A 21,361-nucleotide genomic window follows, 5' to 3' on the forward strand; every position below is an offset into this window, starting at 1 on the left:
GTCGAGCGACGCGGGATGCACAGTCTAACCGTTTTCGCCGGTAGGGCCTCAGCGCCGCAGGGCGCTGAGCAGCAAGTCCAGGTTCTGTACCGCGGCGCCAGCAGCGCCCTTGCCGAGGTTATCGAACACGGCGCTGAGCAGGACCTGGCCGTGCTCGGGATTGGCGTACAAGGCCAGGCGCAGGTCGTCGCTGCCGTTGAGAGCCTCAGGGTCCAGTGCCGTGGCCGGTCCTTGCTGATGCAAGGGCATGAGCTGCACGTGACGGGCGCCGTGATAGTGCTGGTGCAGGCAGGCTTGCAGGTGCTCTGCGGTGACGCCTGGGCGCAGCAGGCGCAGGTGCAGGGCCGTGGTCAGCACAATGCCCTGACGGTAGTCGCCGTAGCCCGGCAGGAACAGTGGGCGAGCGCTCAGACCGGCATGGGCCTGGATCTCCGGCACATGCTTGTGGGCCAGTTCGAGGCCGTAGAGTTGCAGTGCCGGCAGGCGGTGCTCGCCGGCGTGTTCGTGGCGTTCGACAGCGCCGCGACCGCCGCCGGAGTAGCCGGAAATCGCGTGGATGGCGAGCGGATAGTCCGCCGGCAGCAGGCCGGCCTCGACCAGCGGCCGCAGCAGGGCAATGGCGCCGGTCGGGTAGCAGCCGGGATTGCTGACCCGCATAGCGAAGGCGATGCGCTCGGGCTGCTGGGCGTCCAGCTCGGGCAGCCCGTACACCCACCCCGGCGCGGTACGGTGCGCGGAACTGGCATCGATCACCCGCACCTGCCGATTGCGTAGCGTCGCCACGGCATCGCGGGCCGCGTCGTCAGGCAGGCACAAAATGGCGATGTCGGCGCTGTTGAGGGCCTCGGCCCGGCGCCGAGGGTCTTTGCGCTCGGCGTCAGGCAGGGTCAGCAGGCGCAGGTCGGTGCGTCCCTTCAGCCGGGCATGGATCTGCAGGCCGGTCGTGCCTTGGTCGCCGTCGATGAAAATCAGGGGCTGGTGCATGGTGCAAGGTCCGTTCACGCAAGAGGTGGTGCTATCCTCGCGCCGGTTTGAATAAAAGAAAATTTGAATATCATGAGCATGAAATTCAGTTTTTCTGAATTGAGCTTGTGTGTAACCGGAGTTTTGTTGTGCGAGAAATCAGCCTCGATCGCCTGCGTACCCTGGTGGTGATCGCCGACCTCGGCTCTTTTGCCCAGGCTGCGCGTCAGCTCAACCTGGCGCCGCCGACCATCAGCCTGCATGTGGCCGAACTGGAGGCGCGGGTTGGTGCGCCCTTGTTGACTCGGACCCGCGGCCAGGTGCGCGCCACCGCCGTTGGGCAGACCCTGCTGGAGCGCGCCCGGCGTTTGCTGGCGGACGCCGAGCAGGCCTTGGAAGAGGTGCGTGGGCAGGTGGCCGGGCTGACCGGGCGTGTGCGCCTGGGCGCGTCCACCGGGGCCATCGCTCACCTGCTGCCCAGCGCGCTGGCAGCGCTGCAGCGCGACCACCCTGGCATCGACGTGCAGGTGCAGGTGCTGACTTCCCAGGCCTCGTTGGCCGCGTTGCGCGACGGTCGCCTGGATATCGGCCTGGTGGCCCTGCCGCAGACCGCCAGCAAAGGTGTGAAGTTGATGCCCTGGCGGCGCGACCCGATCCTGGCCTACGTGCCGGCCGACTGGCAGCCCCCGGCGCGGCTGACGCCCACGTGGCTGGCCGCGCGCGCGTTGATTCTCAACGACAGCGGCACCCAGTTGTCGCGAGTTACCGCCGAGTGGTTCGCGGCGGCCGGGCTCTATCCGCAGGCGCGCATCGAGCTGAACTACAACGATGCGATCAAGAGCCTGGTGGCGGCGGGCTATGGCGCGACCTTGCTGCCTCAGGAAGGCGAAGGCCCCGAGCTGGATCGGCGCATCGTGTGCCGCGCGTTACGGCCGGGCTTGTGGCGGTCGCTGGGCATCGCGTGTCGCGAGGGCGACGGCGATCGGGCTACCGGGCATGTGCTGGCGGCGCTCAAGCACGTGCGCCAGTGACCGGGCCCTGCCGGATGTCCATGCTTCCCAGTGCCGGTCAGGTCACGGATAATCCCCGCCCACTACAACCAGATAGCCTGTGAGTCGGTATGAGTGATCCGCAAGTCAGCCCCGACCAGCCAATGGTCCGGGGGCGCAGGGCGCGCAAGAACAACCCGGAAAAGACCCGTGAGGACATTCTCCAGGCGGCGATCCAAGAGTTCGTCGAGCAGGGGCTCGCCGGGGCGCGGGTCGATGCGATCGCCGATCGTACGGCCACCTCCAAGCGCATGATCTACTACTACTTCGGCAGCAAGGAGCAGTTGTACCTGGAGTGCTTGATCAAGCTTTACGGCGACATTCGCAAGACCGAACACAGCCTGGACCTTGAGTCGCTATCCGCGGAGCAGGCCATCCTCCGTCTGGTGGAGTTCACCTTCGATCACCACGACCTGAACGTGGACTTCGTGCGCATCGTCTGCACCGAAAACATCCACTACGGCGAGTTCGTCAAGCAGGCGCCGGTGATCGGCGAAATGAGCAGCCTGGTGCTCGAGGCGTTGGGGCGGGTGTTGCGCCGGGGCGTGGAGGAGGGCGTGTTTCGCCCCGGTATCGAGGTCATCGACCTGCACATGCTGATGAGTTCGTTCAGTTTCTACCGGGTATCGAACCGGCATACCTTCGGCGAAATCTTCCAGATCGACCTGAGCGATGAAGCCATCAAGGTGCGGCACAAGCAGATGCTCTGCGAGGCCGTGCTCAATTACATCCGCGCATGACCGCGCGCTCCCCAGGGTGCCCAGAAAGCACAAGGGCCGCAGAAGCGGCCCCAGTACACCCACTGGCGATCAGCGTCGCAGCAGGCGGTTGACCACCAGCACGATCGCCGCGCCGACTGCCAGGGCGGTCAGCGGCTTTTCCTTGACGAAGTTCGACACGTTGTTCACCGCGTCGCCATAGCTTTTGGTCACTTGACCGACGGCCTGACGCGCATCGCCCTCGGCGGCCAGGTCCGGGTCTTCGAGAAACTCGCCAGCGGCGCTCTGCGCCTTGCCGATTACCTTGTCCGCGACGCCTTCGATCTGTTCACGCTTCATATGGATCAACCCTTCCTGTGAGTGGCCATGGATGTGTCAGAGGTTAGGGAGCCGCGCGCCTGGATTAGTTCAACACTGTTGTCGGCTCACTCGCCCAGGCGTTGCTCGCGCGACGGCGGGTAACCAAAGTAGGCGGCATAGCATTTGCTGAAGTGCGATACCGAGACGAAACCGCAAGCGACCGCCACTTCCATCACCGACAGGTCCGAATACTGCAGCAAGCGCCGGCTCTTGGTGATGCGCAACTCCATGTAGTAGCGCCGTGGCGAGGTGCCGAGCTGGGCCTGGAACAGCCGGTCGATCTGGCGCCGCGAGCGACCGCTGTAGGCGGCCAGTTGGTCGAGGCTGAGGGTTTCTTCCAGGTTGTTTTCCATCAGCTCGACGATGGTGCGCAGTTGCAAGCTCATGGATTTCTTGGCGCCGGGCCCGACCTGACGATAGCGCGCGCCGGAGAAGGACAGGATTTCCTCGACGCCTTCGGCCAGCGCATCGCCGTACAAGCGGCGCACCAGGCCAAGCATCAGCTCCATCGCGCCGTTGGGGCTGGCGGCGGTGAGGCGGTCGCGGTCGAGGGTAAAGCTGGCCGGGGTGATGCGCGTCTGCGGGCTGCGCTCGGCCAGGCTGGCGCGTTGCTCGGGATGGATGCTGCAGCCGTAATCGCCGAGCACCCCGGCCCGGCCGAGGAACCAGGCGCCATTCCATAAGCCGCCGAGGGCCATGCCGTGGGCGGCGCAATCGGCCAGCAGACGGTCCAGTTCAGGGTACTTGAGCAGGGTGCGCAGGCCGCCGCAGACCACCAGCAGGTCGAGTGTCTTCAGGGCGGACGGATCGAGCTCGCTGGCGATCAATTCCAGGCCCAGGTCGCTGAGTACCCGGTCGCCGCTGGACGACAGCGCGGTGAAGGCGAAGCGCTCGGCGCGCAGCAAGTTGGCGGTGACCAGCACGTCCATCGCCACGGTGAAGCTGGCCATGGAGAAGTGCTCGAGCAGGACGAAACCTACGTGGTAGGGCTTCTGTTCGTCGCTGGCGCCGGATTTGAGCCGCAGCATGTTGCTGGTGCTGGTCTTCTTGCTGAACTGGCGGGGCGTTGGCACAGCGGACTCCATGGGCTTCTCTGGCGCAGCGAGTGTGCTACCCGTCGCGCGGAAAGACAATCGTTGAACAGGCCAGGGTGCACGCGCAATCGCCTGCGTATCCGACTGAACCCTTGCCGCTTGGCGCGAACCAATACAGTACATGCACACGGGAGAACGCTCATGGAAATCGGAACGATCTGGATCGTCGTCGCGGTGGTGGTGATCCTCCTGCAAGTCTGGGCGATTTGGCACATCATCGGCAGCGACCGACGTGCCGAGCGCAAGATGCTCTGGGTCGTATTCGTGGTATGGGCGCCGTTCCCCGGCCTGTTGTTCTGGGCGTGGCGAGGCCCTCGTGCGGTCAAGGGCAAGGCGGTACTCGAAGAGAAGTGAGACGGTGAGAGCGCCTGTCGCACGGACACGCTTGAGCGGCCTGTCTGGCCGATAACCGCACGCTCGTTGCCATTGCCCGTCCCTTGGACGGGCATTGTCTTTCCCTGGGCTCGTGCAACTCTTCTAAACTGCCAGCGTTTGCCACGGCCCGAGATCCGCATGACCACCCGCACCCCGTTGTCTGGCGTCAATCACCCGCTGCATGGCATCGCCCTGGTGGTCGTGGCGACTTTCCTGTTTGCCAGTCACGACGGACTGTCCAAGTACCTGGGCGGTCTCTACCCGATCATCATGGTGGTGTGGGCGCGCTACGTGGTGCACACCTTGCTCATGGCGGGCATCTTCCTGCCTCAAGCGGGGCTGCGCGTGCTGCGCACTCGCCGCCCACTCCTGCAAACCCTGCGTGCCCTGAGCTTGCTCAGTACCAGTCTGCTGTTCACCGCCGGCTTGCAATACCTGCCACTGGCCGAAGCGACCTCGGTCAACTTTCTGGCTCCGGTACTGGTCACTGCGCTGTCGGCGCCGCTGCTCAAGGAGCGGGTCACGCCTGGTCAATGGCTGGCCGTGGTGCTGGGCTTTATCGGGGTGCTCGTGGTGGTGCATCCGGGCGGCGCGATGTTCACACCGGCCATCCTGTTCCCGTTCGGCTCGGCGTTGGGCTTCTGCTTCTACCAGTTGCTCACCCGTATTCTGGCCGCACACGACAGCCCCACCACCAGCAACTTCTATGCGGGCCTGTGCAACACCCTGATCATGAGCGCACTGGTGCCGTTCTTCTGGCAAACCCCGCAAGCCTCCCATGTGTTGCTGATGCTGGCGCTCGGCGGCTGCGGCATGACCGCGCACCTGTTGCTGACCCAAGCCTTCCGCCACGCCGCCCCTGCGCTGCTGGCGCCGTTCAGCTATTGCCAGATCGTGTTCGCCGGGCTGCTCGGATTGCTGGTATTCGGCCAGGTGCCGGATACCCTCAGCGTGTTCGGTATCGCCATTATTTGCCTCAGCGGCCTGGGGGCGGCGTGGATGCAACGCCGTCGTTAGCGGGCTCAGGGTGCTGAAAGACCCTGACTATCGCCCCTGAACAGCCACTCTATTAGACCTCTGCCGAAGCTCGGCTAGTCTTTCCCCTGGCTTCGCCTCGTGCGTCTGACGCGCGGTGAGCCAGCGTCGGCTCCTGTCCGACCATCCCTGATGAGCAGATGGGTCGAGTTCCTGGCTCGGCCCGCGGATCGCCCGGCACAGACCGGAAATCTGGATAACCGAACCTGCAAGGTAAGCGCACATGTCGAACGAATCGAAATGCCCCTTCCATCACACGGCCGGGGAGGGCACCAGCAACCGCGACTGGTGGCCCGATCAGTTGAACCTGAGGATCCTGCACCAGCACGGCGAGCAGTCCGACCCGATGGACCCGGACTTCGATTACGCCAAGGCCTTCAAGCGCCTGGACTTTCAAGCCCTGAAGCAGGACATCGCGAACCTGATGACCGACTCCCAGGATTGGTGGCCTGCTGACTTCGGTCACTACGGTCCGCTGTTCGTGCGCATGGCCTGGCACAGCGCTGGCACCTACCGCATTGCCGACGGGCGCGGCGGCGCCGGCTCCGGCCAGCAACGCTTCGCCCCGCTCAACAGCTGGCCAGACAACGTCAGCCTGGACAAGGCCCGACGCCTGCTCTGGCCGATCAAGCAGAAGTACGGCAGCAACATCTCCTGGGCCGACCTGATCGTGCTCACTGGCAATGTGGCGCTGGAGTCCATGGGCTTCAAGACCTTCGGCTTCTCCGGTGGCCGCGCCGATGTCTGGGAGCCGGACGAAGACGTGTACTGGGGCTCGGAAAAGGTCTGGCTTGGTGGCGACACCCGCTATGGCAAGGCCCAGGCGCCGGGGCAGGGAGATCTGGTGGCCGAGCCTGCCAAGCACGGTGAGGAGCAGAGCCGCACCGAGCCGGGCGCACGCAATCTGGAGAACCCGCTGGCCGCCGTGCAGATGGGCCTGATCTACGTCAACCCTGAAGGCCCCGAAGGTCATCCCGACCCCGTCGCCTCGGGCAAGGACATCCGCGAAACCTTCGGCCGCATGGCCATGAACGATGAAGAGACGGTTGCCCTGATCGCCGGCGGCCACGCCTTCGGCAAAACCCACGGCGCAGGTCCGGCGGACCACGTAGGCGCTGAACCCGAAGCTGCCGGGCTGGAGCAGCAGGGCCTGGGCTGGGCCAGCACCTTCGGCAGCGGCAAGGGTGGCGACGCCATCACCAGCGGCCTGGAGGTGACCTGGACTTCGACCCCGACCCGCTGGAGCAATGAATACCTGAACAACCTGTTCGACTTCGAGTGGGAACTGACCAAGAGCCCGGCCGGCGCTCACCAATGGCGACCCAAGGACGGCAAAGGCGCCAACACCGTGCCCGATGCGCACGATCCAAACAAGCGCCATGCGCCGATGATGCTCACCTCCGACCTGGCGCTGCGCTTCGACCCGATCTATGCCCCCATCGCCCGCCGTTTCAAGGATCACCCGGAGCAGTTGGCCGATGCCTTCGCCCGTGCCTGGTACAAGCTGATCCACCGTGACATGGGACCGCTGGCACGTTACCTGGGGCCGGAAAACCCGCAGGAGGAACTGATCTGGCAAGACCCGATCCCCGCAGTCGACCATCCGCTGGTGGGCGAGCAGGACATTGCCGACCTGAAGGCCAAGGTGCTGGCCTCAGGCTTGAGTGTGGGCGAACTGGTTGCCACCGCTTGGGCGTCGGCTTCGACCTTCCGCGGTTCGGACAAGCGCGGCGGCGCCAACGGCGGCCGACTGCGTCTTGAGCCGCAACGCTCATGGGCCGCTAACCAGCCTGAGCAGTTGGATAAAGTGCTCAAGGCGCTTGAGAAGATCCAAGACGAGTTCAGCGCCACTGGCAAACGCGTCTCCCTGGCGGATCTGATCGTATTGGCCGGCTGCGCGGCGGTCGAGAAAGCCGCCAAGGACGGCGGCCATCCCATCCATGTACCGTTCCGTCCCGGTCGCACCGATGCCGCTCAGGCACAGACCGATGTCGAGTCCTTCGCCGTGCTCGAACCGCTCGCCGATGGCCTGCGCAACTTCAGCAAGGCCCGCTACAGCGTCAAGGCCGAGCGACTGTTGCTGGACAAGGCCCAACTGCTGACCCTCAGCGCCCCGGAACTGACTGTGTTGGTCGGCGGCCTGCGGGTGCTTGGCGCCAACCACGGCGGCAGTCAGCATGGCGTGTTCACTGACAAGCCGGGCACTCTCAGCAACGACTTCTTCCGCAACCTGCTGGACATGGGCACGCAGTGGAAGCCGACCTCAGGCGACAACGAGACCTTCGAGGGCCGTGATCGCAAGACCGGGCAGGTGAAATGGACCGGTACGCGGGTAGATCTGGTGTTCGGCTCCCACGCCCAGCTGCGGGCGCTGAGCGAGGTCTACGGCAGCGATGATGGCAGGGACAAGTTCGTCAGGGACTTCGTCGCGGCTTGGGTCAAGGTCATGGAACTGGACCGTTTCGACCTGAAATAGCGGTACTGTCCGGGGTCGCTGCAACGGCCCCGGCAATCCGATGAGATGGCACTCTGCAATCGCGGTGGAAGCGCTTACAATCGCCGCGTTTGCTCCCCATCACAGGCTCGCTGGTTCATGACGCTCGACCCTCCCACCCTCCTGGCACTCAGTGTCGCCCTAGCGGCCGCGGCTGCGCTTTACCTGGCAATCGAATGGCGCAGCGTACGTGAGTCGTCGTTGCTGTACTGGAGTGCAGGTTTCGCCACCATCATGATCGGCTGCGTGCTGGCGCTGTTGCGCATGAACGGTTATTTGCTGGTCGGCATCTGGTTCGCCAACGGTCTGTTGATCTTCGCGCATTTCTGCTTTCTGCTGGGCGTCGCCCGTTTTACCGAGGTGCGACTGTCACGGGCCTGGTTGCTGATCGTCCTGCTGTGGGCCGGCATGCTGTTGCTGCCAGAAGGGCCGGCGTGGTCGAAGATCATGCTGGGTGTGCAATCGCTGCTGGTGGCCGGGGTTTCGCTGCGCGCCAGTTTCCTGCTGCGCCCCCATGGCGTGTCGCTGAGCGTGGGTGCCGTTCAACTGCGCTACATCCTGCTGGGTCATGGCCTGTTCTATGTGGCCAAGGCTTCGACTGCGGTGGTTCCCGGGACGCTGATCGATCTGGCCGCGTTTCGTGGCGAAATCATCCAGATCTCGCTGATCGAAGGGGCCATGGCGATCATGCTGATTGCGCTGTCGATGACCGGCACCGAGCGCTACCGTCGCGAGGAGCGCATTGCGTTGCTGGCGGCGCGTGATCCGTTGACGGCACTGTTCAATCGCCGCGCCCTGGAAATGCGCGCACCGAGGCTGTTGCAGGCGACCAGTGGCGAGCGACCGAGTGCTGCGCTATTGATCGACATCGACCATTTCAAACTGGTCAACGACTTGTACGGACACACCGCCGGTGATCGCCTGCTGGTGGCCTTGAGCGAAACCATCCAGGGGCTGTTGCCGCCCCATGCGCTGGCCGCACGTCTGGGTGGTGACGAATTCATCATCCTGCTGGGCAACGCCAGGCGTGACGAAGTCCAGGTGTTGGGGGCGCTGCTGCGCGAGCGCTTCCAGCACATCACGGCACAGTCTTTCGCCACGCCGATGGCGGTCACCCTGAGCATTGGCGCTCACCTGTTCGATCAGCCGCCAGCGAGCCTGGCGGCGTTGATCGAACAGGGGGACGCGGTGCTCTACCAGTCCAAGCGCGGTGGGCGCGACTGTCTGCGCGTGGTGGATGCCACGGCCGCAGTCGGATAGGACCGTCGCTGCGTCACTCGTCCTGCTTGGGCTGCACCACGATGGCCAATGCGTCCGGCTCGGCGCGGGTTTTCCAGCGGGCTTTCTCGGTCCAGTTGGCGGTGTCGATCACCGCCACCTCGTCACCGCCGCTGATGGCCACGTACACCTGTTTGCCGTCAGGGGAGACCACCGCGCCGATGGGCAGCGCTTCTTCGCCCAGTAGCGTGCGTCGGTACTCAGCGCCTTCTCGCGCCAAACCGATGCGCTTGATCTCTTTCTTGGCGGCCACGTCGATGACCGCCAGTTCCGCCGACTTGGCGCAGGTCACCAGTGCGTACTTGCCGTCGGGCGTCATGGCCACGCGGATGGGGAACAGCCCGGTACGGATGCGATCGGTGACTTCCCGGCGCTGCGGATCGACGATGACCACCTCGTTGCCGCCGCGGTTGCTGACCCACACCTGCTTGCCATCCGGGGTCACCGCCACGCCTTCGCTGCCGTTGCCGGTGGGAATGTCATAGAGTTTTTTCTTGTGCAGCAGGTCCACCACCGATAACTGACCGCCGTCGACATGGGTGACGTAGGCGCGCTCGGCGCCGGGCGCCAAGGCGACCATGTGCGGTTTGCCGCCGCCGATGTCGATGCGGTCGGTGACCTGGCCCTGGACCAGGTCGACGACCAGCAGGCGGTCGCTGTCTTCGGTGGTCACCACCACCCGCTGGCTGTCGGGCAGGAAGCGAATGCCGTGCGGACGCGAATCCTGGCCCAGGTCGATGGTGCGCACCACGCTGCGGGTCGGCCAGTCGATCACGCTCAGGGTGTTGTTGGCGGTGCCTTGAACACCATAGTTGCCAGCAACGGCCAACAGGTTGTTGCCCGAGACCACGACTTCGTGCGGGCCGGTGCCGACTTTCAGCGTCACCAGCTCCTTGCCGGTGCGCGTGTCGAGCGCCGACACGCTGGCGTCGGCCTTGTTGCCGACCAGGAGCACGTCATCGGCGTGCACCAGTGCGCTGCCGGTCAGCAGGGCGCCGGCCAGCACGATGTGGCGCAGTGCGTTGGGCAGGGGAGCAAATGGGTAGGGCATGTCCGTCTCCTTCTGGGATGATTTCCATGTGCATGCCCAAGGTGTGACCGACGCGCCGCTCGCCGAGTTCGTTCGGATGCCGGGCGCTTGCGCTTCAGCGTTTGTGGGGGGAGGGCAGGATACGGTTGAGCACGGTACTGCCGTCGTTGCTGCGGGTGAGATAGATCGGCAGGACCTTGGGCAGGTTGTCGACCAACTGGCGAACATCGCGGGTGTCGTAGATGCCGCTGATACGAATGCTGCCGACGTTGTTGTCGGCCAGCATCAGCGGCTTGTCCAGGTAGCGGTTGATCACCGGCAGCGCCTGGGACAGGCTGAGGTTGTCCAGCACCATGCGCCCGCTGCGCCAGGCCAGGCTGTTGGCGTAGTCGTCGCTCTGAGCCAACCGCGGCTCGAAATCGCCGGTGCGGTAGCTGGCCTGCATGCCTGGGCCGAGGCGATAGCCGCCATCGCTGCCATCGCTGGAGACCAGCACCGAGCCTTCGACCAGTGTCACCTTGACCTGGTCCTGGTACTTCCACACGTTGAATTGCGTACCTGTCACGCGGATCTGGCCACGTCCGGCATGCACGATGAAGGGGTGCTGGCTGTCGTGGCTGACGTCGAAAAAGGCTTCGCCCTTGACCAGATCGACCCGACGCCGATCCTTGAAGTTGAGAAAGCGCACCTCGCTGTGCAGGTTGAGTTCGACGTTGCTGCCATCGGCCAGTTGCACGGCGCGCACCTGATCGCTGCTGTCGAAATGCTGATAGCGGTTGGGCAGCCAGCCCAGCTCCCAGCCGATCCAGGCCGCCAGGGGCAGCGCGAGCACGCTGATCATCGCTGCCGAAGCGGCGGGGCGCCATGCGCGGCGGCGCACACGGCCAGCGGGGGCTTGGCGGGTGGTAGCGGGTGGGCGGGGCAGCAAGTCGGCGGTTTGCCAGATTTCCAGCATCGCCTGGTATTCCTCGGCGTGCTGCGGATCGGCGGCCAACCACTGCGCGAAGGCCTCACGCTCGGCGTCCGAGCAATCCTCGGCGTGCAGGCGCATGCACCACTGCGCGGCGGCATCGGTGACGGCATCGGCGTCGGTTGATGTGAGGCGGTCCTGATTCATCGTGGCTCCCGGTTTTGCGCATTCTACCGTCAGCGCTGCATGGCGAGAACCGAGATAATGGCGAATACCTATCAGTTGCGCGTTTTTTGATGGGTTTTGCAGCGTTATCGTGTCGGCGGACACATGAATAAGATTTTAGGTAGGAAACTAATAAAGTTTTTGACATTTACTGCCTAGGCAGTAATATTTTCTAACATTATTGCGATGTCGAGCGATTCCGATGGCCCATTTCACCCCGGAGAACTTCCAGACCTGCGCCATCGGCATGTTGCTGGGCCGCGCCGCGCTGTTGAAGGACCGTATTCTCGATTGGCACCTGGAAGGTGACGGCGTGACCGCGGCCCAGTTCAAAGTGCTGATCATCATCACCCAGTACCACGTGGATACGCCGGCCGACCTGTGCCGCTATCTGGGTCTGGACAGCGGCTCGATGACTCGCATGCTCGATCGTCTGGAGCACAAAGGCTTGCTGCTGCGTACGCGCTGCCCGCAAGACCGGCGCCAGGTGCGCCTGGCCTTGACGGCAGACGGTCAGCGTCTGGCCGATCGCTTGCCGGAGATCGGCGCCATGGCCATGAACGAGCTGGTCGGCGCGCTCGAACCTACCGAGCTGAAGGCGCTCGAGACCCTGCTGGCGAAGCTGCTTCTGGCTGCCGGCGACCCCCTGACGATCGCTCGCTTCGGCGATCGCACCCCTGATCCGACTTGATTCGAAGGTAACGTCATGGCCACTCCCTCCGATGCACCCGCCCCCGCACAAGAGCCGGGCGCCAATCGCAAGCGCAAGACCTGGCTACTGGCCCTGCTGCTGCTGGTGGTCCTCGCCGGTGCTGCCGCCTGGGCCTGGTACGCCCTGGTCGGGCGCTGGCATGAGAGCACCGACGATGCCTACGTCAACGGCAACGTGGTGGAGATCACGCCACTGATTACCGGCACCGTCATCAGCATCGGTGCCGATGATGGCGACCTGGTCCAGGCTGGGCAGGTGCTGCTGCGTTTCGATCCGAGCGATGGGGAGGTGGCATTGCAGGCCAGCGAGGCCAAGCTGGCGCACACCGTACGCCAGGTGCGCGGGCTGTACAGCAACGTCGATGCGCTCAAGGCGCAGATGCAGGCGCGCCAGGCCGAATTGAAGAAAGCGCGAGAGAATTACAACCGCCGCAAGGTGCTCGCCGACAGCGGGGCGATTTCCGCCGAAGAGCTGTCGCACTCGCGCGATGACCTGTCCAGTGCGCAAAGCGCCCTGGACAGCGCGCGCCAGCAACTCAACACCAGCACGGCGCTGGTCGATGACACCGTGGTCGCTTCGCACCCGGATGTGCTTGCTGCCGCTTCGGACTTGCGTCAGGCCTATCTGGACAATGCCCGTACCACGCTGGTGGCGCCGGTCACCGGCTACGTCGCCAAGCGCACCGTGCAGCTTGGCCAGCGCCTGCAACCGGGCACCGCGACCATGGCGGTGATCCCGCTGAATCAGGTGTGGATCGACGCCAACTTCAAGGAAACCCAACTGCGCGACATGCGCATCGGTCAGCCGGTGGAAGTCACCGCCGACCTCTACGGCAGCGACGTCATCTACCGCGGCACCGTCGAGAGCCTCGGCGCTGGTACCGGCAGCGCGTTCGCTTTGCTGCCCGCACAGAACGCCACCGGCAACTGGATCAAGATCGTCCAGCGGGTGCCCGTTCGCGTGCACCTGGACCCAGAACAGCTCAAGACGCACCCGCTGCGTATCGGCTTGTCGACCGTGGTCGAGGTCGACCTGCACGACCAGAGCGGTCCGACCCTGGCCCAGCAACCGCCGCAGCAGGCCAGCTATGCCACCGAAGTGTACGACCGCCAACTGGCCGAAGCCGACCGCCTGATCGCCAAGCTGATTCATGACAACAGCGCCGCCAGCGGCAAGACGGCGTCGCAATGAGCAACGGCGCCCCCGCTCAGTTCACCCCGCCGAGTCTGCTGCTGACGACCATCGGGTTGTCGCTGGCGACGTTCATGCAGGTGCTGGATACCACCATCGCCAACGTGGCGCTGCCGACCATTTCCGGCAACCTGGGGGTGAGCTACGAGCAGGGCACCTGGGTCATCACTTCATTCGCGGTGAGCAATGCTATCGCCTTGCCGCTGACCGGCTGGCTGAGCCGACGCTTCGGTGAGGTCAAGCTGTTCATCTGGGCCACGCTGCTGTTCGTGCTGGCCTCGTTCCTGTGCGGTATTGCGCAATCCATGCCGGAATTGGTGGGCTTTCGCGTGCTGCAGGGGGTGGTCGCCGGGCCGCTGTACCCGATGACCCAGACGTTGCTGATCGCAGTCTATCCGCCTGCCAAGCGCGGCATGGCCTTGGCGCTGCTGGCGATGGTCACGGTGGTGGCGCCGATTGCCGGACCGATTCTCGGCGGATGGATCACCGACAGCTACAGTTGGCCCTGGATCTTCTTCATCAACGTGCCCATCGGCCTGTTCGCCGCTGCGGTGGTGCGCCAGCAGATGCGCGCGCGGCCGGTGACTACCAGTCGTCAGCCCATGGACTACGTCGGTCTGCTGACGCTGATCGTTGGCGTGGGTGCCTTGCAGGTGGTGCTCGACAAGGGCAATGACCTGGATTGGTTCGAATCCTCGTTCATCGTTGCCGGGAGCCTCATCTCGGTGGTGTTCCTGGCCGTGTTCGTGATCTGGGAACTGACCGATCGTCATCCGGTGGTCAATTTGCGCTTGTTCGTGCACCGCAATTTCCGCATCGGCACCTTGGTGCTGGTCGGTGGCTACTCGGGGTTCTTCGGCATCAACCTGATCCTGCCCCAGTGGCTGCAGACGCAGATGGGCTACACCGCGACCTGGGCCGGCCTGGCGGTCGCGCCCATCGGTCTGCTGCCGGTGATCATGTCGCCCTTCGTCGGCAAATATGCCCATCGCTTCGACCTGCGCCTACTGGCCGGTCTGGCGTTCCTGGCGATCGGCGCCAGTTGCTACATGCGCGCCGGCTTCACCAGCGAAGTGGATTTCCTGCACATCGCCCTGGTGCAGTTGTTCATGGGGATTGGCGTGGCGCTGTTCTTCATGCCCACCTTGAGCATTCTGCTCTCGGACCTGCCGCCCCAGCAGATCGCCGACGGTTCTGGCCTGGCGACGTTCCTGCGCACCTTGGGCGGCAGCTTCGCCGCGTCGCTGACCACCTGGATCTGGATTCGCCGGGCCGATCAGCACCATGCCTACCTGAGCGAGCACATCAGCCAATACGACCCGGCGACCCGGCACACGTTGGCCCAGTTGGGCGGGGCGAGCCCGCAGAGCTATGCGCAGCTCGAGCAGATCCTCAACAGCCAAGCCTACATGATGTCCACGGTGGACTATTTCACCTTGCTCACCTGGGTCTTCGGTGCCTTGATCCTGCTCGTGTGGCTGGCCAAGCCGCCGTTCACGGCGAAGGCGGGGCCGGCCTCGGCAGGTCATTGAAGCGAGATTTCAGCAGGCCGGGCGGTTCACTGCCGACGCAGCGGCCTGTGCGTTTCAAGACACCTTCAGTGCTTCGAGCAGTGACGTCATGCGGCTTACCAACGCCTCGACATTGACCGGCCGGTTGAGCACTTCAACGCGCGTATCGCCGTGCAGGCCGACGGCTTCGCCCGGCTCAGCCACAACCAGCACCTTCAGCGCCGGATTCACCTGCTGCGCTGCCTGGAGCAGGCGTAAACCGGTTTCCTGGCGCAGCACGCGTGCGTCGCAAATCAGCAGGTTTGGCCGCAGCCCTTGCTGCACGGCGCACAACGCTTCGTTGCCCGAGAGGCTGGTGTGAACTCTGTGGCCCGCGTCCTCCAGGTACTCCTGCATCACCAGGCGCATTGCCGGTTGTTCTTCGATGACCAACACGGTGCGTCGAGGTATCGAGTGATGACGTGGCAAATACAGGTGCACGGTCGTGCCCTGTCCCGGCGTGCTTTGAATCTGCATCTGCCCGCCTGACTGGCGCACGAAGCCGTACACCATCGAAAGCCCCAGGCCCGTGCCCTGTCCCAGTGGCTTGGTGGTGAAGAACGGATCGATGGCTCGCTCGGCCACCTCCTGCGTCATGCCCTCGCCCTGGTCGGCCACGGCCAGGTGCAGGTACTCGCCCGGTGCAGCGTCCAGGCCTGCGGCGAGTTGCGGATCCATGTCGATGTTTTCGCACTGAATGGACACGGCGCCGCCCTCGGGCATGGCATCGCGAGCATTCAGGCATAGGTTGAGCAGGGCGCTTTCCAGTTGCGGGGGGTCGACGCAGGTCAGCCACAGGTCAGGCTGGGTGCGGTCGATCAGTTGCACGCGGCTGCCGACCGAGCTCTTGATCAGCGGCATCAACCCGCTGACCAGGTGTTGGATATGGATGGCTTGGGGTTGCAAGGTCTGCTGGCGTGAAAACGCCAGCAAGCGCTGCACCAGCGAGGCCGCGCGGCCAGTGTCTTGTTGCACGCTGTCGAGCAACTGCGCGGCATCGTCCGCGCGCGATTCGCGCAGGCGCTGCCGGGCCAGCTCCAGTGCACCTTGTATGCTGCCCAACAGGTTGTTGAAGTCATGAGCGATACCGCCGGTGAGCTGACCGACCGCTTCCATCTTCTGCGACTGACGCAGGGCCTGCTCGGCCTCGCGCAGCCGCTCCTGTTCGTTGACCCGTTCGGTGATGTTATAGGCGAACAGATAAGCGCCGATGATCTGCTGCTCATCGTTGCGCAGGCAGCTCATGCGCAATTCATAGTGGCGCAGATGGGGTCGATCACCAATGCTGATGACGTGAACCACGGATTCCCCGCTCAGGGCCCGGCGCCACAGCGGCAGCATCAGCTTGCTGGCCTCTGGCAGAGGGGCGAGGGCCTGTTCCAGCGTCTCGCCGATCTGCGGCACGTAGTGATGCTCGCGCTGGAACGTGGCCCGCGCGGTCCGGTTGATGGCGCGCAGAATCAGGTTGTTGTCCATCACCAGCACGTTGGCCAGGCTGCTGTCGAGCACATCGCCGAACAGTTTGCGCTCGGCCTGGGCGGCATCGATGCGTTGTTCGAGCAACTCGTAACGGCTGAGCAGCAAGTCGCTGGACGACTGATCGCGAAAGATCACCCCCAGGCGACGCTTGCTCGTCGGCTCCAATCGATAGACGGAAACGGCCAGCAGTCGACGGGCTTCCTTGAGTTCGTGAACGAAGGTACTGCTGACTCCGGTCCGTTGTACCTCGGCGAAGCGCTTGATCCACACCTCGGCCTCATCGGGGATGAGCTCGCGAACGGTGACGCCCAGGTGCCGGTGATAACCCGCGTGGCGCACGCTGGCGGCATTCAGGTAGATGTGCCGATAGTCGCTGAGTGGGCCGCGTGGGGTGTCGATCATTTCGACAATGCAGAACCCCTCGTTCATCTGCTGACAGAGCAGCTCGAAGCACTGCTCCTTCATGCCTTCCTCGAGCATGGCCGCGCGCGCTTGCTGGCGGTGCCACGCCAGCGTATAGGGATCAGGTGGATGTGCGGGCAGGGTGGACATGGCGTCAGTTCTCCAGGCGGCGAGTCCTCACTATAGACGCTGATCGCTGCCGCCTTGGTGCTGCACTCAGAACGAGCTGACGATGCGCCCCAGGGTCTGCATCGCCTGTTCGCAAGTGGTGTCCCAGGGCGAGCCATAGTTCAGCCGTATGCAGTTGCCGAAGCGCCGCGTTGGCGAGAAGATCGGCCCTGGCGCGATGCTGATGCCTTGGGCCAGGGCCATGTGGAACAGCTTGAGCGCATCCATTCGCTCAGGCAGTTCGAGCCACAGGAAATAGCCGCCGGACGGTTGGCTGACGCGGGTCTGGGCCGGGAAATGTCGAGCGATGGCCGCCAGCATGCTGGACTGCTGGCCCTCCAGGGCGTAGCGCAATTTGCGCAGGTGACGGTCGTAGCCGCCATGCTGCAGGTAGTCGGCGATGGCGGCCTGGGCGGGCATCGAGGCGCACAGCGAGGTCATCAACTTGAGTCGTTCGATCTTCTGCGCGTAACGCCCGGCAGCGACCCAGCCAACCCGGTAGCCGGGCGCCAGGCTCTTGGAAAACGATCCGCAGTGCATTACCAGACCGTCGCGGTCGAAGGCCTTGGCGGGCTTGGGGGCCTGGGGTGCGTAATACAACTCGGCATAGACATCGTCTTCGATCAACGGCACCTGATGCCGGTGCAGCAGGTCCACCAGTGCCTGTTTCTTGGCCTCGGGCATGCTCGCGCCGACCGGGTTCTGGAAGGTGGTCATCGACCACACGGCCTTGATCGGGTGTTTCTCCAGGGTCTGCGCCAATACGTCCAGGTCCATGCCTTCACGTGGGTGCACCGGGATTTCCACCGCCTTGAGCTTCAGACGCTCGAGCACCTGCAGGCAGACATAGAACGCGGGCGCCTCGATGGCGACCAGGTCGCCCGGCTCGGTGACCGCTTGCAGGCACAGATTGAGCGCTTCGAGCGCCCCGTTGGTGATCAGCAACTCCTCCATTGGCAGCATCAGCCCGGCGACCATGTAGCGCAGGGCGATCTGACGGCGCAGTTGCGGATTGCCCGGCGACAGGTCGGTGACCACGACGCGCGGATCCATGGCCCGACTGGCGCTGGCCAGCGAGCGCGACAGGCGTTGCAGTGGAAACAGCGTCGGGCTGGGGAAGGCCGAGCCGAAGGGCACGGTGTGCGGGTCCTTGATCGAGTCGAGGATCGAAAACACCAGGTCGCTGACGTCCACGTCGGTGGACTCGCTGACCGGCGCCTGCGCCTGCGGCTCGCTGAACTGACGGGGCGCATGGGCATTGACGAAATAGCCCGAACGCGGCCGGGCGCGGATCAGCCCGCGGCGTTCCAGCAGGTAGTAGGCCTGAAACACGGTGGACGGGCTGACCCCGTGGGTCTGGCTGGCATAGCGCACCGAAGGCACGCGCTGGCCAGGGCCAAGCACCCCGGAGCGGATCAATTCAGCGATGTCGTCGGCAAAGCGTTCGTAGCGTTTCATCGTTCCTGGACTTCTGGCTGGGCACGCAAGGTGGGCGGCAGTGTAAGGGATCAGCGGTTCAGGGGCGCGACGAATCGGCTGCGCGCGCGGCTGTACACCTGCGGCTGGTCGAGGTCCTGCACTTCGAAGGTGAGGTCCACCGAACTGCTGGCAGGTCGCTCGGCCAGCATCGCCACGGACACCGGCAATTCGCTCATCTCCCCGGCGGCAATGGACAGCTCGCGTTTGCCCTGCAGGACGAAACCGTCGGCATCGACCAGGCTCAGCGCGTAACGCTGCGGTTGCTGAGTTTTGTTGATGATCTTGAGCAGGTAGATGTTCTCGATCTGGCCTTGGGCGTTCTCGCGGAACAGTCCACGGTCCTTGATCACGTCCATGGACACCATCGGCCGCATCTGCAGCGCGATCACCAGTGCGCCGATCATCACCACCAGGGCCGTGGCGTAGCCTAGCAGGCGCGGACGCAGCCAGTGGGTGGTGCCACCCTGCAGGCTGTGCTCGGACTTGTAGCCGATCAGGCCGCGCCGGTAACCCATTTTGTCCATGACCGTGTCGCAAGCGTCGATGCAGGCCGCGCAGCCGATGCAGGCCATCTGCAAACCGTCGCGGATGTCGATGCCGGTGGGGCAGACCTGCACGCACAAGGTGCAATCGATGCAGTCGCCCAATTGCTGCGCGCGCGGGTCGCTGCCTTTTCTGCGTGGGCCGCGCGATTCGCCGCGCCGCGGGTCGTAGGCCACGGCCAGGGTATCCTTGTCGAGCATCACGCTCTGGAAACGCGCATACGGGCACATGTGCATACATACCGCTTCGCGCAGCCAACCGGCATTGAGGTAGGTGGCAGCGGTGAAGAACAGGATCCAGAACAGTGCGACACCGCCCAGCTCGAAGCTCAACAGCTCACTGGCCAGTGCCCGGATGGGTGTGAAGTAGCCAACGAAGGTCAGGCCGGTTATCACGCCGATCGCCAGCCACAGGCCGTGCTTGGAAGCACGGCGAGCCAGTTTGTTGAGGCTCCAGGGTGCGGCGGCCAGGCGGATGCGCTGGTTGCGGTCGCCTTCGGTGACTTTCTCGCACCACATGAACAGCCAGGTCCAGACGCTCTGCGGGCAGCTGTAACCGCACCAGACCCGTCCAGCGAAGACGGTGATGGCGAACAGGCCGAAGGCGCAAATGATCAGCAGCGCAGAGAGCAGGATGAAGTCCTGCGGCCAGAACGTGGCGCCGAAGATGTGGAACTTGCTCTCGGCCAAGTCCCACAGCACGGCCTGGCGCCCGTTCCAGCTCAGCCAGGCGGTACCGAAGAACAGCGCGAACAGCAGGCCGGCGAAACCGATGCGCACGTTGCGGTATACGCCTTTGAAGCTGCGGGTCTGAATCTGCCCGTCAGCGTTCTGTCGTGCTGGCGTGGCGGTGGGTTCGATGTGGATGACTCGGAAGGGCACTCTCTCGCTCATGGTGGTTCGCTCATCAGGCCTCTATCAGGCCCGGGCACTATGGCCCCCGATCTGTTTTCAGCACAGGCTCAGGTCGGGTGATAAAAACCATATCAGAACGCGCTGTGACCCACTCGAACCCTTAGATTATCGAGCCTGGGCCACTGTTCTTCAGATGTCTGCGACTATCCACCGCACCTGCCACGGTGAGCGCGTCGGCCTCGGCTTCGGTGATCGGGAAGCGTTCGCCGGCGAGAATGGCCACCGACATGCGCAGGTGCGCGTCGGTGACGATCTCAACCTCGTGGCCCAGGCCTTCGATGGTGACGGTGTCACCGGACAAGGTGCAGCGCTTGTGGTCGTCGATGTGTACGGGCATGGCCTTTCTCTCCTGTGGTTTGAGTCTTCGACCTTGTTGGGGGCGAGGTTTCTGCATCGCCGTCGCACTCCTGGCAGGGTGTGCGGTCCACCTTCCATGAAGCCTTCTGAGGACTGTCCGTGGAGCGGATCTGGGAAAACGTGTGGCAGGCCGTAGTGGCCGAATTCGCCGACATTACCGATGAAAGCGAGGTCACGCGGATCGTCGTGCGTCTGATGATGGCCGCAGTGCTTGGGGCCGTGTTGGGCTTCGAACGTGAGCATCGTGGCAAATCGGCGGGTGTGCGCACCCACATGCTGGTGTCCATGGGCGCGGCGTTGTTCGTATTGGCGCCGGGTATGGCCGGTGCCGACGATCAGGCACTCAGTCGAGTGATCCAGGGCATCGTTGCAGGCATCGGTTTTCTCGGTGCAGGCACCATCCTCAAAGGCAATGGACGTGACACCAGTCATGTAAAGGGCCTGACCACTGCCGCGGGGCTGTGGATGACGGCCGCCATCGGCACGGCAGCGGGCATGGGGCGCGAAGCGACGGCCCTGGTGAGCACCGTGCTGGCATTGCTGGTACTGGCCAGCATGCCGCTGTTGGTGGGCAAGGTGGAAGACGAGAACGAGGAGAAGAAGGACGAGGAGGGTGGTCGGAAACACTGAGGGGAGCCGAAGCTCCCCTCTAGGTGTTGTTGCCTGCTCTTTTATTATTATTCAAAACCGGCCTGTTGTTGTTGTTGTCAGCTGGTTCCGGTGTAGCCGGGCCCCTATCTGGGGCCAAGAGCAAACGTATTTTTTTGAGCGCTGGCCTGCATTCGATCCTGACTGTCGCTACCTGAAGGTAGTTTTGTTGTTCTGTGTCGAACCGGGGGGCGAACCCCACATTGCTGCCTACTCCAAAAAAATCTGCTTGCTGCGCCTCTGCCGTGTTGTTCTTGTTATGTCAGAGCCGGTGCATGTTGTTTTTATTGGGTGTGTCGCGATTTTTTATTTTTGTTGTGCCAGAGATATAGCAGGTGGCGTGCCAACTTTTTAATTTTCTTTAAAATCAGTGGCTTGCCGTTTTC

General features: G+C 64.0%; 19 protein-coding genes. 10 read left to right on the top strand and 9 right to left on the bottom strand.

The genetic code is table 11. From position 1 onward, the window contains the following. Window positions 1–48: 48 nt before the first annotated feature. Window positions 49–984 (bottom strand): N-acetyl-gamma-glutamyl-phosphate reductase, encoded by a 936-nt coding sequence (gene argC / locus Q7C30_RS10975; RefSeq protein WP_317871507.1) that lies wholly within the window; start codon window positions 982–984, stop codon window positions 49–51. Between the two features lie 128 nt (window positions 985–1,112). Here argC and Q7C30_RS10980 point away from each other — a divergent pair, with 128 nt between their 5' ends. Both Q7C30_RS10980 and Q7C30_RS10985 read left to right on the top strand, forming a co-directional pair. Beyond that, window positions 1,113–1,994, top strand: a complete 882-nt coding sequence (locus Q7C30_RS10980; RefSeq protein ID WP_317871508.1) for a LysR family transcriptional regulator — start codon at window positions 1,113–1,115, stop codon at window positions 1,992–1,994. Between the two features lie 89 nt (window positions 1,995–2,083). Further along, a complete protein-coding gene (locus Q7C30_RS10985; protein ID WP_317871509.1) occupies window positions 2,084–2,752 on the top strand; it encodes a TetR/AcrR family transcriptional regulator in 669 nt (222 codons plus the stop codon). 69 nt (window positions 2,753–2,821) lie between these two features. Here Q7C30_RS10985 and Q7C30_RS10990 read toward each other — a convergent pair whose 3' ends face one another. Continuing rightward, window positions 2,822–3,070 carry a CsbD family protein gene (locus Q7C30_RS10990; protein WP_029613276.1) on the bottom strand — a complete coding sequence of 83 codons (249 nt, stop codon included), beginning with the start codon at window positions 3,068–3,070 and terminating at the stop codon, window positions 2,822–2,824. 86 nt (window positions 3,071–3,156) lie between these two features. Continuing rightward, window positions 3,157–4,164 carry a GlxA family transcriptional regulator gene (locus Q7C30_RS10995; RefSeq protein ID WP_116888033.1) on the bottom strand — a complete coding sequence of 336 codons (1,008 nt, stop codon included), beginning with the start codon at window positions 4,162–4,164 and terminating at the stop codon, window positions 3,157–3,159. Window positions 4,165–4,326: 162 nt separating this feature from the next. Between Q7C30_RS10995 and Q7C30_RS11000 the strand changes: the two genes are divergently transcribed. The 4 genes from Q7C30_RS11000 (at window position 4,327) to Q7C30_RS11015 (ending at window position 9,349) form a co-directional block, all read left to right on the top strand. Beyond that, on the top strand, window positions 4,327–4,539 hold the full coding sequence (locus Q7C30_RS11000) for a PLD nuclease N-terminal domain-containing protein (RefSeq protein WP_039577161.1): 213 nt from the start codon (window positions 4,327–4,329) through the stop codon (window positions 4,537–4,539). Between the two features lie 159 nt (window positions 4,540–4,698). Next, window positions 4,699–5,577, top strand: a complete 879-nt coding sequence (locus Q7C30_RS11005; RefSeq protein ID WP_317871510.1) for a DMT family transporter — start codon at window positions 4,699–4,701, stop codon at window positions 5,575–5,577. 241 nt (window positions 5,578–5,818) lie between these two features. Next, window positions 5,819–8,071, top strand: a complete 2,253-nt coding sequence (gene katG / locus Q7C30_RS11010; RefSeq protein ID WP_317871511.1) for a catalase/peroxidase HPI — start codon at window positions 5,819–5,821, stop codon at window positions 8,069–8,071. Between the two features lie 117 nt (window positions 8,072–8,188). Beyond that, a complete protein-coding gene (locus Q7C30_RS11015; protein WP_317871512.1) occupies window positions 8,189–9,349 on the top strand; it encodes a GGDEF domain-containing protein in 1,161 nt (386 codons plus the stop codon). Between the two features lie 13 nt (window positions 9,350–9,362). Here the strand turns inward: Q7C30_RS11015 and Q7C30_RS11020 are convergent, their stop codons facing one another. Together Q7C30_RS11020 and Q7C30_RS11025 are read right to left on the bottom strand one after the other, a co-directional pair. Continuing rightward, complete coding sequence (locus Q7C30_RS11020) at window positions 9,363–10,418, bottom strand: cytochrome D1 domain-containing protein (protein ID WP_162889508.1); 1,056 nt, start codon at window positions 10,416–10,418, stop codon at window positions 9,363–9,365. 94 nt (window positions 10,419–10,512) lie between these two features. Further along, on the bottom strand, window positions 10,513–11,514 hold the full coding sequence (locus tag Q7C30_RS11025) for a FecR family protein (RefSeq protein ID WP_317871513.1): 1,002 nt from the start codon (window positions 11,512–11,514) through the stop codon (window positions 10,513–10,515). 220 nt (window positions 11,515–11,734) lie between these two features. Here Q7C30_RS11025 and Q7C30_RS11030 point away from each other — a divergent pair, with 220 nt between their 5' ends. Genes Q7C30_RS11030 through Q7C30_RS11040 form a run of 3 tightly spaced genes read left to right on the top strand, consistent with a single transcriptional unit; the run spans window position 11,735 to window position 14,967 of the window. Next, a complete protein-coding gene (locus Q7C30_RS11030) occupies window positions 11,735–12,223 on the top strand; it encodes a MarR family transcriptional regulator (RefSeq protein WP_317871514.1) in 489 nt (162 codons plus the stop codon). Between the two features lie 15 nt (window positions 12,224–12,238). Beyond that, a complete protein-coding gene (locus Q7C30_RS11035) occupies window positions 12,239–13,435 on the top strand; it encodes an HlyD family efflux transporter periplasmic adaptor subunit (protein ID WP_317871515.1) in 1,197 nt (398 codons plus the stop codon). Next, window positions 13,432–14,967, top strand: a complete 1,536-nt coding sequence (locus Q7C30_RS11040; protein WP_039577169.1) for a DHA2 family efflux MFS transporter permease subunit — start codon at window positions 13,432–13,434, stop codon at window positions 14,965–14,967. The genes Q7C30_RS11035 and Q7C30_RS11040 overlap by 4 nt, the downstream gene beginning before the upstream one ends. A 54-nt stretch (window positions 14,968–15,021) precedes the next feature. Here the strand turns inward: Q7C30_RS11040 and Q7C30_RS11045 are convergent, their stop codons facing one another. From Q7C30_RS11045 to Q7C30_RS11060, 4 genes are all read right to left on the bottom strand, one after another. Continuing rightward, window positions 15,022–17,016 (bottom strand): ATP-binding protein, encoded by a 1,995-nt coding sequence (locus Q7C30_RS11045; protein WP_317871516.1) that lies wholly within the window; start codon window positions 17,014–17,016, stop codon window positions 15,022–15,024. A gap of 66 nt (window positions 17,017–17,082) precedes the next feature. Next, window positions 17,083–18,492, bottom strand: a complete 1,410-nt coding sequence (mapR, locus tag Q7C30_RS11050) for a GntR family transcriptional regulator MpaR (RefSeq protein ID WP_304484350.1) — start codon at window positions 18,490–18,492, stop codon at window positions 17,083–17,085. 50 nt (window positions 18,493–18,542) lie between these two features. Further along, window positions 18,543–19,949: a cytochrome c oxidase accessory protein CcoG gene (gene ccoG, locus Q7C30_RS11055; RefSeq protein WP_317871517.1), complete on the bottom strand. Its 1,407-nt coding sequence runs from the start codon at window positions 19,947–19,949 to the stop codon at window positions 18,543–18,545. Between the two features lie 121 nt (window positions 19,950–20,070). Beyond that, on the bottom strand, window positions 20,071–20,307 hold the full coding sequence (locus Q7C30_RS11060) for a DUF3203 family protein (RefSeq protein ID WP_029613288.1): 237 nt from the start codon (window positions 20,305–20,307) through the stop codon (window positions 20,071–20,073). 128 nt (window positions 20,308–20,435) lie between these two features. Here Q7C30_RS11060 and Q7C30_RS11065 point away from each other — a divergent pair, with 128 nt between their 5' ends. After that, window positions 20,436–20,957: an MgtC/SapB family protein gene (locus tag Q7C30_RS11065; protein ID WP_037027819.1), complete on the top strand. Its 522-nt coding sequence runs from the start codon at window positions 20,436–20,438 to the stop codon at window positions 20,955–20,957. The last annotated feature ends 404 nt before the right edge of the window (window positions 20,958–21,361 follow it).

The organism is Pseudomonas sp. RAC1 (assembly GCF_030658255.1).
GTDB classification, from domain to species: domain Bacteria; phylum Pseudomonadota; class Gammaproteobacteria; order Pseudomonadales; family Pseudomonadaceae; genus Aquipseudomonas; species Aquipseudomonas boreofloridensis.